The 15,801-nt window shown below is 35.5% G+C and carries 14 protein-coding genes; 7 read left to right on the forward strand and 7 right to left on the reverse strand.

Features of this window, described 5'->3' with window-relative positions:
- Window positions 1-39: 39 nt before the first annotated feature.
- Both ABYK18_RS01090 and ABYK18_RS01095 read right to left on the reverse strand, forming a co-directional pair.
- A complete protein-coding gene (locus ABYK18_RS01090) occupies window positions 40-1,521 on the reverse strand; it encodes an NAD(P)/FAD-dependent oxidoreductase (protein ID WP_373034717.1) in 1,482 nt (493 codons plus the stop codon).
- A gap of 49 nt (window positions 1,522-1,570) precedes the next feature.
- On the reverse strand, window positions 1,571-3,556 hold the full coding sequence (locus tag ABYK18_RS01095; protein ID WP_373034718.1) for a diguanylate cyclase: 1,986 nt from the start codon (window positions 3,554-3,556) through the stop codon (window positions 1,571-1,573).
- Between the two features lie 233 nt (window positions 3,557-3,789).
- Here ABYK18_RS01095 and ABYK18_RS01100 point away from each other — a divergent pair, with 233 nt between their 5' ends.
- Window positions 3,790-4,125 (forward strand): hypothetical protein, encoded by a 336-nt coding sequence (locus tag ABYK18_RS01100; RefSeq protein ID WP_373034719.1) that lies wholly within the window; start codon window positions 3,790-3,792, stop codon window positions 4,123-4,125.
- A gap of 210 nt (window positions 4,126-4,335) precedes the next feature.
- Window positions 4,336-6,147, forward strand: coding sequence for a methyl-accepting chemotaxis protein (locus tag ABYK18_RS01105; RefSeq protein ID WP_373034907.1), 1,812 nt, complete (start codon window positions 4,336-4,338; stop codon window positions 6,145-6,147).
- A gap of 33 nt (window positions 6,148-6,180) precedes the next feature.
- On the opposite strand, the gene ABYK18_RS01110 is transcribed toward ABYK18_RS01105, so the two are convergent.
- Window positions 6,181-6,552 carry a hypothetical protein gene (locus ABYK18_RS01110; RefSeq protein ID WP_373034720.1) on the reverse strand — a complete coding sequence of 124 codons (372 nt, stop codon included), beginning with the start codon at window positions 6,550-6,552 and terminating at the stop codon, window positions 6,181-6,183.
- Between the two features lie 65 nt (window positions 6,553-6,617).
- On the opposite strand from ABYK18_RS01110, the gene ABYK18_RS01115 reads away from it, so the two are divergent.
- Window positions 6,618-7,013, forward strand: a complete 396-nt coding sequence (locus ABYK18_RS01115) for a rhodanese-like domain-containing protein (RefSeq protein ID WP_373034721.1) — start codon at window positions 6,618-6,620, stop codon at window positions 7,011-7,013.
- 108 nt (window positions 7,014-7,121) lie between these two features.
- Here the strand turns inward: ABYK18_RS01115 and ABYK18_RS01120 are convergent, their stop codons facing one another.
- Both ABYK18_RS01120 and ABYK18_RS01125 read right to left on the reverse strand, forming a co-directional pair.
- Entirely contained in the window at window positions 7,122-10,211 is a 3,090-nt protein-coding gene (locus ABYK18_RS01120) for an efflux RND transporter permease subunit (protein ID WP_373034722.1), read from the reverse strand.
- Window positions 10,212-10,214: 3 nt separating this feature from the next.
- Entirely contained in the window at window positions 10,215-10,655 is a 441-nt protein-coding gene (locus ABYK18_RS01125) for a hypothetical protein (protein WP_373034724.1), read from the reverse strand.
- Between the two features lie 67 nt (window positions 10,656-10,722).
- Between ABYK18_RS01125 and ABYK18_RS01130 the strand changes: the two genes are divergently transcribed.
- Window positions 10,723-11,433 (forward strand): DUF445 domain-containing protein, encoded by a 711-nt coding sequence (locus tag ABYK18_RS01130; RefSeq protein WP_373034725.1) that lies wholly within the window; start codon window positions 10,723-10,725, stop codon window positions 11,431-11,433.
- Window positions 11,434-11,698: 265 nt separating this feature from the next.
- Here ABYK18_RS01130 and ABYK18_RS01135 read toward each other — a convergent pair whose 3' ends face one another.
- Window positions 11,699-11,902 (reverse strand): RNA-binding S4 domain-containing protein, encoded by a 204-nt coding sequence (locus ABYK18_RS01135; RefSeq protein WP_373034726.1) that lies wholly within the window; start codon window positions 11,900-11,902, stop codon window positions 11,699-11,701.
- Window positions 11,903-11,972: 70 nt separating this feature from the next.
- On the opposite strand from ABYK18_RS01135, the gene ABYK18_RS01140 reads away from it, so the two are divergent.
- Window positions 11,973-12,545: a putative metalloprotease CJM1_0395 family protein gene (locus ABYK18_RS01140; RefSeq protein ID WP_373034727.1), complete on the forward strand. Its 573-nt coding sequence runs from the start codon at window positions 11,973-11,975 to the stop codon at window positions 12,543-12,545.
- 112 nt (window positions 12,546-12,657) lie between these two features.
- Here ABYK18_RS01140 and ABYK18_RS01145 read toward each other — a convergent pair whose 3' ends face one another.
- Window positions 12,658-13,200 carry a hypothetical protein gene (locus ABYK18_RS01145; protein WP_373034728.1) on the reverse strand — a complete coding sequence of 181 codons (543 nt, stop codon included), beginning with the start codon at window positions 13,198-13,200 and terminating at the stop codon, window positions 12,658-12,660.
- Window positions 13,201-13,440: 240 nt separating this feature from the next.
- Between ABYK18_RS01145 and ABYK18_RS01150 the strand changes: the two genes are divergently transcribed.
- Window positions 13,441-13,659 carry a cold-shock protein gene (locus tag ABYK18_RS01150; protein ID WP_321268031.1) on the forward strand — a complete coding sequence of 73 codons (219 nt, stop codon included), beginning with the start codon at window positions 13,441-13,443 and terminating at the stop codon, window positions 13,657-13,659.
- 181 nt (window positions 13,660-13,840) lie between these two features.
- Window positions 13,841-15,796 carry an acetate--CoA ligase gene (gene acs / locus ABYK18_RS01155; RefSeq protein WP_373034729.1) on the forward strand — a complete coding sequence of 652 codons (1,956 nt, stop codon included), beginning with the start codon at window positions 13,841-13,843 and terminating at the stop codon, window positions 15,794-15,796.
- Window positions 15,797-15,801 lie beyond the last annotated feature (5 nt).

Genomic DNA, 15,801 nt, shown 5'->3' on the forward strand with positions numbered 1-15,801 from the left:
CCAAAAGATATTGTTAATTAATTTGTAATTCTACTATAATTATCTTTGTGTAGGCTTCCAGCTTTTAAAGCTTATATACTGAGGAAATGCTTCTGGTTTAAATATTGATTTGCCCAAAAGAGTTCTGATGCATTCTTGAATACCTTCGGTAATGCTTGGATGCGGATGTACTGTTTTCATGATATCACCAAGACGTATATCGTGATCTATAAGAGTAGCTATATACATTATAGATGCCGCGGCTTGAGGTCCTGCTGCCCGCATACCGAGGACTTTTGGATTTTCTTCATCCGTTACTATCATCTTGAAAAAACCGTCGGTATCCCGCATCGCGATAGCACGAGAGACCAAAGCATGTTTATAAAAAACCACTTTGTATGCGATTTTTGCTTTTTGACACTCTTTTTCATTTAGACCAACTGCCGAGATTTCAGGGTTGAAAAACATAATTGTCGACATATTTCTGTATCTAAGGGGGAATTTTATTTTAGACTCAATCGCCTTTGCCGCAAACCGTCCTTCCATCTCAGCAACATTTACAAGCGCATTATGTCCGGAAATATCACCTGCTGCATATATATTACTGTTAACCATACACTCTTCGTCCGTGCAGATAAGACCGCTCTGTGTTAATTCGATACCGACATTTTCCAAGCCAAGCCTTTTAAAACTCGGAACACGTCCTATGGAGACCAAAATGGTATCTACACTGATAACTTCGGTATGAGAATCTTTATAATCAAGTGTGACGTCTATATGGGTATCATGCTTTTCAATGCATCTAAGAGATGCCGGATGATGAATAGAAACACCGATATCTTCAAGCATCCGAGCCGCATAATCGCTTACATCGTCATCTTCAAAGGGGATGACTCTCTCTTGCGAATCTAGCAGATGCACTTTGGTTTGACCAAACTCTGCAAATATTGTTGCAAACTCGCATCCTACTATTCCGGCACCTACTATTAAGATCTCCCTTGGAAATTTTTTAAGTTTTAATATATGGTCAGACGTAATAATCATCTGTCCGTCTGCTTCAAGAAGCGGATGTTTTCTTGGATGAGAACCTGTTGCTATTACATAATCATCGGCAATGATTTCTACTCTTTCACCGTCATGCTTGGTCACAATTACACTTTTCTGGTGTGAAAACGTCCCCCAACCTTCAATAAGGGTTAAGCTTTTATCACTGCCCTCTTTTTTGGAAAACGTCTCAATCTGTGAGCGAATCTGATACTCTTTTTCTCTAACGGCCGCAAAAACATTATCTCGGACTTTTTCGTAGTCAACACTTATGTTCGAAGCTCTATAACCGCGGTCTACCCTATTTGCAATTGAAAAATCTCTTGCAAGTTCCCACATGGTCTTAGAACTTAGTGCACCGTCAATGACGCCTGCTCCGCCAATATGGTTTCCCTCTATTATGCAAACATGATTACCAAAGTCGTACGATCTCATCGCTGCCGCAAAACCTGCAGGACCACAACCGATAACGCAAACATTATATTTTAATTTTTTCATTACATATTCTACTATAGTTTACAACTTCTTTATGTTAAATAATAGTTTTTTAAATATATTTAACGCAGTTACGTCCATCTTCTTTTGCTTTGTAAAGTGCTTCATCAGAACGTTTTAAAATATTCTCTTTTGTATCATCAGGTTTTGATATCGCAACTCCAATACTTATGGTTACTTTTAAGTCTGGGTCAAAATCATAAGATTCTATGGATCTTCTTAATTTGTGCGCAAACTTCATTGCTTTGTCTTTATCAATATGCACAGATATGATTAAAAATTCTTCCCCTCCCCATCGTATAAAAGTATCACTTTTACGCATATGCAGTGAGATTATTTCCACTGTTTTTTTTAAAACACTATCACCGACATTGTGCCCATATGTATCATTTACTGATTTAAAATGATCTATATCAAGCATCAAAACAGCAAAATTGCTTCCGTAACGATTAGCTCTGTCAACTTCTATATCCAAGATTTCATTTCCGTAATATCTGTTATATATACCTGTCAGACTATCCGTTGTCGCTTTTTTCTTAAGTTCTTCTTCCATATTTATTCTAGAAGTGATATCTCTGCCCGTTGCGACATAGTTTCTAATAACTTTTTTCTCATCAAAAATTGGAGTTATCGTTATCTCTTCATAGTAGATTTGTTTGTCTTTTTTCATGTTCTTAATTACATTATTGTAAGTTTTTCCTGAGCTTATTGTCTCCCATAACTCTCTGTAGAACTCTTTATTATGATACCCGGAGTTGAATATTCGTGCATTTTTACCTACAAGATCGTTATGTTTATATCCCGTGCTTGCGACATATGCCTCATTAACATAAATAATGACACCTTTATCATCCGTAATCATAACCAACTCATCCGTTTGTTCAACAGCCTGTGCCAATAGTCTTAACCTCTGTTTTGTATTTCTGAGGTCAGTTACATCAACTGCCGTTCCCAATCCGGCATATCCGTCTTCATATTTTATGGTTTTTGTCATCATGCGGGCTATTTTTATTTCGTTGTGTTTATCTATAATTTTTAAGTCATCATACTCATATGGAAATTGTTCACCGCAAAGTCGTCTTGAAATAATATTTTTAACTTCTTCTTGAGATGACTCTTCCACTATTTGCCATGGCTCCATATTTAATAGCTCATCATTAGTATAATCTAACATTTCACTAAAAGCCTTATTTGCATATACAAACTTATCTGTATATATAAATATTCCCATCAAAGAACTTTCAGCAATGGTGCGGAACTCTTCTTCACTCTGTTCTAGGCTCAATTGAGTTTTCTTTCTTTGTGTAATATCAAGTGCAATTACTACAAACTGCTCTATTTCATCAATTTTCATCAACTGAATATGAGCTTCTACATTATAAGTAGTCCCGTCTTTTCTCAAGTATATGGTATCTAACACTATTTCTTTTTTTGAGCCGTCGATAAGCGGTGCCAAGATTTTTTTAAACTGACCTTTTGTATATCCGACTTTTATATCTATAGGAGTTAATTTCTCCATCTCTTCCAAGGAATAACCTATATTATAATATGCACCCCTGTTTATATATGTAAATTTAAAATCATCTTTTGTAAATATATATATTTCATTGATCGAGCTGTCTAGAATATTGCCGAGAAATTGAAGTTTTTTCAGTTTCTCTTCAAGAAGTTTTTCTTTTGTAAGGTCCTCATACATTGCCATGACATCACCGTTTGGTAACTTAATGACCTCATTTTTTCTCCAACCGCTGATTCGTTCATCTTCATAGTATTTTAAATCAAATGTCTCTTCCTGTGCACTTTCATTAACGCGTTCAAGCACTTCAAAAAAACCAAATTCTCTAACGTTAGGAAAGACTTCAGTAAGTTGCATGCCGATGACATCTTCTTTTTTTAGCTGCTCTGTAAGCTCCGCTGCTTTGTTAAAATCTACAATAATGAAGTCATCTGCATCTTTTCTATAAACTGCGACATTTATCGATAAAGCGTCTATAGGTATCTGATAAAGTTTTGAACTATCTACTTTTTTTTCAGACATATTCACCCTCCCTGCCCTTCATGGGTAAAAGGCACTTAAAGCACTGAGGCATACATTGTAACATAAAATCCAATATATACGTAATTCTTTTGATATAAAGCAATCTTGTTTGTGGCAACTTATGTTAGAATTCAAACAAAAAAGGATAAGTTATTACTTATACATTTATACACACTATTCATATATTTTCAGTATTTATATATGGCGGTTTTTTATTTACGGATAATCTGTTTATGTCTAAAATGAAACAGACTTTGAGTGCAGATGAACATGCAAAAGCCAGAGAAGCTATTATGATGCATGTAAGAAAAGTTGTTCCAAAAGCGCTTATTGTAGCAGTTGTAACAGGTCTTTATCTCTTTTCTCAAGCCTTTGGAGAGATAGCAGAGAGCGGAATGACACATTTTCAAATACTCCTTAGTATTAAAGCTTTTTTGGGATTATGGCTTGGGTTTAGAGGCATAAATCAAGTTTTCTTCAAAATTCAGCCATGGGTATTTAAAAGTCACATATTCCCATTTACTTTAGTTATTATTATCATCTTATTATCACAATTCATGTATTTATAAAAGTTGTAAAATAATCACATTTAATTGATATGTCTTTAAATTTTACATTTTTTATATAAAAATATCTTATTTACATGCTAAAATGCAAAAATATTATTAAACAAGGATAATTATATGTTTGCAAATACCAGTATCCAAAAAAAGATGAATCTATTCATTTTAATGGTTACAATGTCTGTCCTCTCAGCGACTATATTCGTTTTTTGGGCGATGAGTCATATAGAGTCTAAGTACGACCATCTTCACAAAAACTCCATGCTAGGTGCACTTCAAACACTAGAGATAGAAAAAAACCTAAACTATGTCAGTAGAACAACAAGAGATATTATGCTTGGTGGTGACTATGACAAAGACATGTCAAAATTAAATAAGTCTATTGAAAGAATTGGAACTCTTTTTTCATCTTTGGAGACAATGATGGCTCATGACACTTCACTTTCTATGGTAAAAGAAGCAAAAACATCTACAATGCTCTTTTTAAACAATTCTTATAAGATGATGGAATCTTTAAGTAGTGATGACATAACAAACTCCAAAGAAATTATTTACCACAAATATAAAAATGATTTAACACCATTTGCAAACAGTTCAAGAACCGCTTTTAAAAAACTTGTAAAATATAAAGGTGAAGAGCTAACAAACAACTCTCTATCCTTAGCTGATGATTTGAATTTTTACAAAACACTAGTCCTTATTGCCGGATCATTTGTTGCAATAATAGTATTTATCTTAGCCAATATGATAAGAAAATCAATTACGGGCGGTATCGGATCATTTATTACTCTTATTGGTCATGCAGCAAGAGGCGATTTCACACATAAAGAAGATTGCAAACAGGATACAAAAACCGAACTTGGAATACTTGGATGTGAACTCTCAACGCTGCTAGGGCATATTGAAAACTTGATTAATGAAATTAACATGACAATCACTGATGCGTCAAAGGGTATATTTACTCATCAAATATCATCTGCAGGTATGGACGGTGAGTTTGTTGAAGCAATCAATAGTGTTGAGAAAAGTATTACATTTATGAAAGAGCAGAATCAAAAAGCTGCCAGAGATACCTTTAACTCTAAACTTAGTACAAAAAGTATAAATGTGTCTGAGTCCCTTTCACTTATAATTGATAACCTAAGAGAAAATATCGGGAATCTAAAAGAAGTTACAAAAGCAACAAAATCTGCTTCTGACTTGGCATCTGATTCTCGTGAAAATGTTAATGAGATTGTAAATGATTTAGGTCACTTAAGTGAACAAGTAAGCGCAAACAACCATAGTATAAGCGAACTTGCGAATCAGACCAATGATATTACTTCTGTAATAGAACTTATTACAGATATAGCAGATCAGACTAACTTACTTGCACTTAATGCAGCTATTGAAGCAGCTCGTGCAGGTGAGCATGGTCGTGGTTTTGCCGTTGTTGCCGATGAAGTTCGTAAACTTGCGGAAAGAACTCACAAAGCAACGGGAGAAATTTCTGTATCCATCAAGTCTCTACAACAAGACATGAATGAGATTCAAGAGAGTTCAACCACTATGAAAAATACTGTTGAAGGTTCGGCCGGTAAGATTAATGAGTTTGAAGGAACACTAATTGAGCTTAGCGACAACTCCAGTGAGATCGTCAACTACTCATATGAGATGGAAAACTCGATATTTATAGTTCTTGCTAAACTAGATCACATTCTTTACAAATCTCGTGCATACAATGCTGTGATGTCTTTAGACAAGCAACTTCCAGCTTACACTACCCATGAGTGCAGCCTTGGCAAGTGGTATGACAATGAGGGTAAAGAAAGATTTGCAGCTACATCATCTTTTTCTAAATTATCCTCTCCTCACACTATCGTTCATGATAATGCCAATAAAAATCTAACATACCTTGATGATACGGCAGCGACATCTACCCTAAATAATGCGAATGAGATTATTAGTAATTTTGACAAAATGGAAGCAGCGTCTAACGAACTATTTGCACTGATGGATACTATGTTAAGAGAATCCAAACAAAACTAAGAGAAAACACTCTCTTAGTTAAATATACTATAACTACTCCCACTCATCATATTTGGAACTAGAGTGTTTGTCTTTTTTATATCTTCTTGCATTTTTACTCTTATCTAACTGATTTGAGCTATATAAAATATCGTTTTTAATCTCTTCTATCTCTTTATCTGAATCTTTATATGCGATTATCTTTTGAACAAGTTTTTGCAAGTCTTGCAAATCACCTTTATATAGCGCTATTTCCTCAACTCTATTTAAAACCTTAAGAGCATTATCTATTTTTTTGATGTATCTCTCCGTCGATAGCTCCGGAGTATTCATAAGATAAGAGACTATACTTTTATGAAATCTCTCTAATGCTCTTATATAACGCAGTCTGTTAGAGTTTTCTACGGCTTTGTTGGATGCTGACATATTGTACCTATTATTTAATTATCGTCGCTATAATTATACACTTTAATTACTCTTTGGAGAACAACTTGATAAAAACATTACTATCTTTTATATTTTTAAACGCCATATTAGTGGCTTCTATGACAAACGAATACCCCTCACAAAAGATTTTAAGTTCCAATATTCCTATTGTTGATATTCGAACACCTCCTGAATGGAAGGAGACAGGAATCGTAAAAGGAGCTGTTACAATAATGTTTTTTGACGAAACAGGCGGCTATGATGTACAAAAATTTTTAAATGAACTAAACAACAAAGTAGATACTAAAAAACCTTTTGCACTCATTTGCAGAACAGGAAGCAGAACTATTATTGTTGCAGATTTTTTATCTAAGCAGCTTGGCTATGATGTTATTAACCTTCTAGGCGGAATTGAATTTTTAAAAGCTAGAAACCTGCCCGTAGTTCCATATAACAGATAATGAGTTTTTTAAAATTTCTTTTCCATTTTACGATAAGAGTAGTGGCTGTTTTTGGAGCTATAGCACTTATCGTTTTTCTACTTTGGGGAGTGCTATATCTACTGTTTCTTAAACCTTGATGGGTTTAATCCCGTTTACCAGCGCATAAAGCGTTGGTAAATACAGAAGATTCAAGAAAGTTCCCCACACTAATCCAAATCCTAAAGATACGGCAATCGGCTGTAAAATAACAGCTTGACCCGTCGCATAAAATATAAGAGTGAAAAGTCCCAAGAATGTTGTAAGAGATGTTATTACGATCGGACGAAGTCTAAGTTTGGCACGCTTAAAAAAGTCCTCTGACTTATGGGTTCCATGCAAGAAATCAAGCATAATAATACCGTCATTTATTACAACTCCCGCAAGTCCAAGTATTCCTATGACAGAAGGCATACTAAGGTTAATTCCCAAGAGTTTATGTCCTAGTAATGCCCCCAAAATAGACAGAGGAATGACGCTTATTACCATTAAAGCGTATTTTATTTTTGAAAAGATCAGCAATAGTGTCAAAAATATCAAAAATACTGCTAAAAACAATGCATTTTTCATGTCGTCTTTTAGCTGCTTTTTCTTCTCTTTTTCTCCAAGTAGTTCCACTTCAATACCTGAATTAACAATCTCATCAAGAGTTGTTTGAAGAGCTTCAAGAACTTCTGTCGGTGTAATTATTCGTTTATCAACACTAGCATAAACAATCTTAACAATGTTTCCGTTTAATTTGTCAATCTTCTCATAATCTTGTATCTGTGTAATTGTAGCTATATCAGTAAGCTTTACATATCTTCCATCACCCAAAGCCACATTAAAATCAAGCAGGGTTTGTGTATCGTCTTTTGCACTGTCTCTAGTTTTTATCTCCATTACGCCACGTTCATTAAATGTAGTAGATTGTTTTTTTTCTAAAAAATAAGAACTAAGCACTTTAGCAACAGATGCTTCACTAAGCCCTAAACTCTCACCGTAAGAATTTATCTTTATCTTGTACTCCATTTTTCCATATCGTATATTATTGCTAAAGTTTTTTATACCCTTTAGTTTTGAAATTTGCGCTTCTAGTTTTTTAACTGCACTCTCAAGTTCCAAATCATTACTTCCAGATAAATTTATCTGAACATCACTTCTTATAAGTCCCGGTTTATCTTCCATGACTCCAAGTTCTACCATCTTATACTTTTCTTTAAAAGGAAGTATCAACTCTCTTGCAAGAGGAGATAACTCAAAAGTCTGTTTTTCTCTTTTTCTATCAGGATTATTAAAGTCAAAAGTAAAGTTTAAAACAGGACTTATATACTTGTTTATCCAACTCGTTTCCTGTCTGTCGTAAAGCTCCATCGTAATAAAAAACACGCTGTTGTTTCGCTGAGTATCACCTGAGAGACTTCTTCTGTATCCGCTTGTTGAAGAGATAGATTTCAGAGAAAATTCTTCTGAGTGTTCCATCAGTTTTGCCTGTATCTCCTGAGAGATTTTATAAGTGTCTTCCAGTGGAGTGTTTATGTCAAGCTTACCCGATATATAAAGATTATTACCGTCAAAATTTGGAAAAAACTGAAACTTCATAGATTGAGCTGTTAAAACGGTGCCTATAGGAATCAGAACTATAAAGAGTACAACAAATGTTTTTTTATACTCAATGAAAAAAGAGAGAACTTTTTCATAAAGATTTTGAAATGGTTTCCAATCTACAAAATTATTACTTTTTTTCAAAAACTCTGAAGCGTGAAGCGGTAAAAAGAAAAAACTCTCCAAAAGCGAACCCAGTAAAATCATTATAACGACAATAGGGATCAATATTAAAAATAGAGCAATTTCTCCGCCAAGCATAAACATCGGCAAAAATGCTGCTACAGTAGAAACAGTTGCCAGCGTAACTGGCAGCATCATCTCTTTTACACCCAGAAGTGCTGCGTCCATACTCTCCATGCCATCATCGATATGACGTTGAATATTTTCACTCACGACTATGGCATCATCAACGACTATACCTATAACAATCAAAGCACCTAGAAGTGAAACAATATTTATGGAATAACCCATATGATAGATGAATAACAGGCCTATAATAAATGAAAACGGAATACCAAGAGCTACTATCAGTGCAATTCTAAGGTTTATAAGAATGAACATAGAAAGAAAAACTAAAATCAACCCAAACATAAGATTTGCTATTACGGTATTTAACCTATTTTCTACCGGTTTTGAAGTATCTTGATAAAAATCAAATGTAATATCTGGATAAATCTTCTCTAATTTTTTTGCATATTTTCTCAGCTGTGCAGATAGTGCAATAGAATTTCCCCTATCCCCCTTTGATATAACCAGTGTTAAAGTCGGCTTGTTGTTAAAAGATGCAAGTGTATCTGTTTGTGGATACTCTATCTCTACCTTTGCAATATCACCTAGTTTAATGTATTTACCGTCAATGTTAAGAATACTCTCTTCCCACTCATTCACGTCTGCTTTACCGTTTGCAGTAGATATATATACAAAATTACCTTTTTGTTCTATGTCTCCCACAGGAAAAATATATGATAAGTCTGAAATAGCTTTTAAAACACTCGAGTGTTTAAGTCCATATGCTAAAACAGCTTGTGAATCAACTCTTACCGAAACTTCTTCTTGCGAATCGCCTCTGATTAATATTTCACTGATATTTTTTATTCTTGAGATTTTCGTTTTTATCTCTTGTGCTATAGCGGTAAGTTCACCTTTAGTTATTTTATCAGACGATAAAGAGAGTTTGATAAGAGACCTTGTTTTATCTAAAAGCCTTGCTACAGGTTCATTCATATCAGATGGAAGATACTGTCTTGTCAGTGCAATAGAATCTTTTACACGAGAGAGAGTGTTAACTTTATTTACACTCTTATTCAAAGTCAAGATGATTGCAAAAGCTCCGGGAGTAATAACGGTTTCAGTCTTATCTATACCGCTGATATTGCTAAGTTCATCTTCTATATCACGAACTGCCATCTTATCCATAACAGTCGCACTAGCCCCGCTATATGCACCTCTAACACTTATTTTATCAAGTTCTACATTTGGAAAGATTTCTTTTGGAATGTTTATGTAGGCATTAGCACCCATATATGCCAGAAAGACCAATAACATATAGTTTAGGCGTTTGTTGTCTATAAAATACTTTATAATTTTATTCATGGTCTAAAGGAGCGATTTTATTACATTACTCACACCTTGGTGCAAGTTGTAACTTGAAATTGGAAAATCCAGTGACTCATTTTCAAGATTTACATTATAACGGCTGAGATAATCACCCAATGTCTTTAAGTCAATCTCTGTCTTAGCTTTACCTTCAAGTCTATTTGATTTTTGAATTCTGAATGCCAATGATTTAAGACTTACAAAATCACTCCATTTTAAAAACAGTTCAGGTGTCAACTCATCTACGCCGACACCTTCAGGGTTATACAATTTATTTGCATCTCGTAAAGGAATCAACACGCTCAATATAGCTTCTGAAAAAGGAATTACTTTATCAGCCCAAAAAGCCTGTTCATTTCTCTGTTTTAGCTCCATTGCCAAAACCTCTGTTATTTCATTTATATCTGCATTTTTAAAAAGTTCATAACTCTGTGTTTTCATAATAATCCTATGTTTGTTATATTTGATATTTTTAGTATAATCTCGCTTTTAAATTAGGAGATTATAATTGAAATTAAATAAAAGTTTTACTACTCATTTTATTGCTGTTATTTTAACAGCTTTATCATTTGTTCTACCTAATGAACAGAGTTCTCTGCTTCTTTTTGCAGGTCTGTTTGCACTCTCAGGTGCACTGACTAATCATCTTGCAATTCATATGCTCTTTGAAAAAGTCCCTTTTCTATATGGTTCAGGTGTTATTCCATCAAGATTCGAAGCTTTTAAAGAGTCAATTAAAAACCTTATGATGAATGAGTTTTTTACAAAAGAACAGCTCGATGATTTTTTCAAAAATGAAGAAAAAAAGATAAATCTCGAACCGATTATCCAAGAGACAGATTTTACTCCTGCTTTTGATGCACTAAGTAAAACAGTGATGGAGTCATCGTTTGGAGGGATGCTTGGAATGTTTGGAGGAGAGAGTGCACTTGATGGTCTTCGTGAACCATTTTCACTAAAGATGAAAAGTGCGGTTATCAAAATAGTATCTTCAGATGCATTTAACAAGACACTTGAAAATCATATGCAAAATTCATCACTCAGTGATGATATGATTTCTTCCATAGAACGTGTAATAGATGCAAGACTAAATGAACTTACACCGCAAATCGTGAAAGAGATAGTTCAAAAACTAATCAAAGAACACCTTGATTGGTTAGTTGTCTGGGGTGGAGTCTTTGGTGGTCTTATAGGTCTCATTAGCTCTTTTGTGTTCTAGCTCAATATCAATTCTAAGTAAGATACTATCAAGAGGGTAAAGCTTTCTAGCCTTTTTTACTTCTGTGATAGTATTGTTAAGATCCAGCTCTTTTGAGTTAATATCTATCTTTAAAAACTTATCATGAAACTCTTTTAGAGGTTTTAAATCCGGATGTTTTATGGACTTGAGTTCCCCTTCCAGGCTATTATCTTCTTAGGAAATATACAAAGAAGAGATAATTACAAAAGTTAAAACCATAAGAGCTATAAGAGCCAACTTCATATTAACTGACCTCTATTACCACTTCAGCTATCTCTATAATATCTCCGGAAACTATTTTGGCTCTTTTTCTAAGCTCAACTTCACCATTCCTTTTTACGTAACCATCTGCAATAAGCATCTTTGCATGTGCCCCGCTGTCTACCAAATCCAAAACTTTCAACAGTTTAAAAAGTTCTATATGATTGTCTTCTAATTCAAATTTCATAATTTACCTATCTTTATTTAGTTATGGAATCATAGCTAAATTTAATTTATACAGATGTACAATTAACATTATGGATATTGGATTAAACACTTCATACAACATCAGTTCAAGTTACAGAGTTGACTCAGGCGTTAAAGAGAGTGCTGGTTACGGAGATGATTCTCTTAAAAAAGAAGAGAGCAAAGAGGGAAAAAAATCAAAATCCGACAATGAACTAAGTCAAGATGAAAAACGCTTAGTTTTTGATCTTCAAGCCAGAGATGCTGAAGTCAGAGCCCACGAAGCAGCACACCAGAGTGGAGGTGCTTCAACAGGTGGAGCAACTTATACATATCAGCAAGGCCCTGACGGCAAGATGTACGCCATCGGCGGCGAAGTATCAGTCTCTTTCCAATCCGGCTCAACACCGCAAGAAACAATAGCAAATGCTCAAGCAGTCATTGCCTCAGCCCTGGCACCTGCAGACCCAAGCGGACAGGACATGGCAGTAGCCTCCAGCGCAATGGTTATGATGATGAAAGCGCAACAACAACTCGCACGTGAAGCACAAGAAGCCGCTACGGGAAAAGAGACCTATAAAAACGAAGCAGATAAAAACAACACTACGCAAGAAGACCTATCTAAACTAGATATTCCCGCTTAAAAAATTAGCTGATATACGGACTTATAAAATAGCCGCCCGCTAAAACAACTACAAATGCATAAAAAAGCTGCATCTCCACCATTTCTATAAATGTTTTTAACATAGCTGACTCCTAAACTTCTTCATTTAAAATAGAAAAACCTAAATCATGCATAGCTTTATCTACCATTTCAGTTGCCTTAGCCATAGTGATTTGTGAAATTTCAGGAAGTTCACCTCCCCATATTGCTTCGGCCTCTTTAAATCCCTGCAGCATTCCTTCTCGTCCTGCACGCATCAGTTTTTCATCACCGCCTGAACCATTAATGACAAAGTTTGCTATACGTTCGGATGTCTGTTTAATTCCAAAAATCCCATCTTCACCTACAAGCTCTGCGGCTTCGTCTTTAGATAGCTCGGCTATTGGCTTGCCCTCATAACCGATACCTTTTAGAAAATCTTGAAAATCCTGATAATCCTGTACAAACTTATCCTCACCACTTATAAAAGCAGCCTGAACAGATGCCGAGTTAAAAGCTACCGCATTGGCATTTTTAGCTAACTGCTCCCTAATCTCTTTTACTTCGTCTTTTGATATTTTTTCGGTATAAAGAGGTTTAATTACTGATGAGTTCTTTGCAGAACCCATGACACTCATATTTGATGATATTTGCATGGTAAGTCCTTCACCTATAGTTATTCTGATACATATCGGCAAAAAAAGAAAAATTTGAAAATTTTATTTTTTTTGCATAATTTTTAAAAATTAAGCTATAATACTTCTGATGAAAAGATGAGGCTCGAGTTCATCTTTAGTGTGTGATTTTGTAATATGCTCAATTGTGACCCTAAAGACTCTCCAATTTTTGACTCCACTTCTCTCACGAAGTGATATTTTAATACAAGAGGTTTTGCAATGGCAGAATTACTAGACGGCTCAGTTAAATGGTTCAATGAAGAAAAAGGTTATGGATTTATCCAACAAGATAACGGCGGAAAAGATGTATTCGTACACTTTCGTCAAGTAAACCACACAGGTGGTGGACGTGTTTCTCTTGCTGAAGGGCAAAAAGTTACATTTGAAGTAGGTGAAGGTCAAAAAGGACCTCAAGCTGAAAACGTTACTCCACTTTAGTAACATCTTTGCAGGCTAAAAGCCTGCAATTCTACATTTATACGCCCCACCACCTCGCAAAAACTCAATTTTTACTTAAATAACATTTTCTTATTTCTAATCAATTATAAAAAACTCACTTCAAATCAAAAGATGCTACAATATTCCTAACTGAATTAACTTAATGAAAGGAACTTTAACTATGTATCATAAACTTTATTACCCCGACAAAGAGATTTCGGCCAATGCTGCTATAAAGAGTATGGATGAGTATAATGATCTGCAAAATTTTGCCAAGAATGACTACGAAGGTTTTTGGGACAGTTTTGCCAAAAAAAAGATTACATGGAAGAAACCTTACACTAAAGTTTTAGATGAGTCGAATATGCCGTTTGTACGTTGGTTTGAAGGAGGAGAACTTAATGTATCGGAACAGTGTATCGACCGTCACTTAAAAGACAAAGGCAACAAGACTGCTATTTTATTTGAAGGTGAACTTGGTGATATCCAAAAGATAACGTACAGAGAACTCTCTATTCGCGTAAACAAAACTGCTAACCTTCTTAAAAACCGTTATGGCATAGTCAAGGGTGACCGTATTGTCATATATATGCCTATGATTCCAGAAAGTGCATATATGATGCTAGCCTGTGCACGTATCGGCGCTATTCATTCCGTAGTATTTGGAGGATTCTCTTCAGATGCAATTCGTGAACGTATAATAGATGCAGATGCTAAACTTGTTATAACTGCTGATGGGGCATATCGCCGCGGTCAACCATATCTTTTAAAACCTGCCGTAGATGAAGCATTAGCCAAAGGCGGATGTGACTCTATAGAAAAAGTTCTAGTTGTTAAAAGAAACAACGAAGAAATTAATATGGTTAATGGCAGGGATGAGATATATAACGATTTTATAGATGCACAGAGTGATGAGTGTGTAGCAGAAACTATGCAGAGTGAAGACCCGCTGTTTTTGCTTTATACTTCCGGAAGTACCGGTAAACCAAAAGGTGTTCAGCACAACCAAGCAGGTTATATTCTTTGGGCACAAATGACTATGGAGTGGGTGTTTGACATTAAAGACAGCGATATCTATTGGTGTACTGCCGATGTAGGTTGGATCACAGGTCATACATATATAGTATACGGCCCACTGGCGGCCGGTGCAACCACCGTGATGTTTGAGGGTGTTCCTGTTTATCCTGACGCCGGCAGATGGTGGAGGATGATAGAAGAACTAAAAATAACTCAATTTTATACAGCTCCTACGGCTATTCGTATGCTTCATAAAGTCGGTACGGACGAACCGGATAAATATGATCTGAGTTCTTTAAGAGTTATCGGAACAGTCGGTGAACCTATTAATCCAGAAGCGTGGGATTGGTACCACAATAAAGTCGGTGGAGGAACTCGTCCTGTCGTTGATACCTGGTGGCAGACGGAGACAGGCGGGCATATGATATCTCCACTTCCTGGTGCTACTCCTATTCAAGCAAGCTGTGCGACTCTTCCTGTTCCCGGAATCATGGCTGAAGTTATCCAAAAAGACGGTACTCCGACTGCTGTTGGAGAAAAAGGGCTGCTTTGTATCACTCGCCCTTGGCCTGCAATGATTCGTAATATTTGGGGTGACCCTGAGAGATTTAAAAAATCATATTTTGGTGATTGTAAAAAAGATGGAAAGCCTGTTTACTTCTCAGGTGACGGTGCTATGGTTGATGAAAAAGGCTACATTACGATTACCGGCCGAACAGATGATGTTATGAATGTATCGGGTCACCGTATCGGCTCTGCCGAAGTTGAAGCCAGCATCGGCAATGCTGAATTTGTTGCTGAATCTGCTGTCGTATCTGAGCCCCACGACATCAAGGGTGAATCACTTTGTGCCTTTGTTATTTTAAATCTTACAGAGCATGCAGGATATGACGAAATGGCAAAAGAGATAAATAATATTATAAAAGATGAAATCGGTGCCTTTGCCAAATGTGACCGTTTTATTTTTGTTCCTGGTCTTCCAAAAACACGATCGGGAAAAATTATGCGCCGTATTCTTCGTCTTATTGCAACGGGTGAAGAGATTACTCAAGATATATCAACTCTTGAAGATCCTAGTGTTGTTCAAGCAATCATTGAAGCAACTAAGGCACAAAGCTAATACCT

Origin of the sequence: Sulfurimonas sp. (genome assembly GCF_041563495.1) — a bacterium.
In the GTDB taxonomy this organism is placed as follows: domain Bacteria; phylum Campylobacterota; class Campylobacteria; order Campylobacterales; family Sulfurimonadaceae; genus Sulfurimonas.

Excerpts from the sequence above, each read along its gene's own strand:
- ABYK18_RS01150 (WP_321268031.1), top strand. The coding sequence starts at position 13,441 with ATGGCAGAATTACTAGACGGCTCAGTTAAATGGTTCAATGAAGAAAAA.
- ABYK18_RS01090 (WP_373034717.1), bottom strand. The coding sequence starts at position 1,521 with ATGAAAAAATTAAAATATAATGTTTGCGTTATCGGTTGTGGTCCTGCA.
- ABYK18_RS01095 (WP_373034718.1), bottom strand. The coding sequence starts at position 3,556 with ATGTCTGAAAAAAAAGTAGATAGTTCAAAACTTTATCAGATACCTATA.
- ABYK18_RS01110 (WP_373034720.1), bottom strand. The coding sequence starts at position 6,552 with ATGTCAGCATCCAACAAAGCCGTAGAAAACTCTAACAGACTGCGTTAT.
- ABYK18_RS01125 (WP_373034724.1), bottom strand. The coding sequence starts at position 10,655 with ATGAAAACACAGAGTTATGAACTTTTTAAAAATGCAGATATAAATGAA.
- ABYK18_RS01135 (WP_373034726.1), bottom strand. The coding sequence starts at position 11,902 with ATGAAATTTGAATTAGAAGACAATCATATAGAACTTTTTAAACTGTTG.
- ABYK18_RS01145 (WP_373034728.1), bottom strand. The coding sequence starts at position 13,200 with ATGCAAATATCATCAAATATGAGTGTCATGGGTTCTGCAAAGAACTCA.
- acs (WP_373034729.1), top strand. The coding sequence starts at position 13,841 with ATGTATCATAAACTTTATTACCCCGACAAAGAGATTTCGGCCAATGCT.
- ABYK18_RS01105 (WP_373034907.1), top strand. The coding sequence starts at position 4,336 with ATGAGTCATATAGAGTCTAAGTACGACCATCTTCACAAAAACTCCATG.
- ABYK18_RS01120 (WP_373034722.1), bottom strand. The coding sequence starts at position 10,211 with ATGAATAAAATTATAAAGTATTTTATAGACAACAAACGCCTAAACTAT.
- ABYK18_RS01100 (WP_373034719.1), top strand. The coding sequence starts at position 3,790 with ATGTCTAAAATGAAACAGACTTTGAGTGCAGATGAACATGCAAAAGCC.
- ABYK18_RS01140 (WP_373034727.1), top strand. The coding sequence starts at position 11,973 with ATGGATATTGGATTAAACACTTCATACAACATCAGTTCAAGTTACAGA.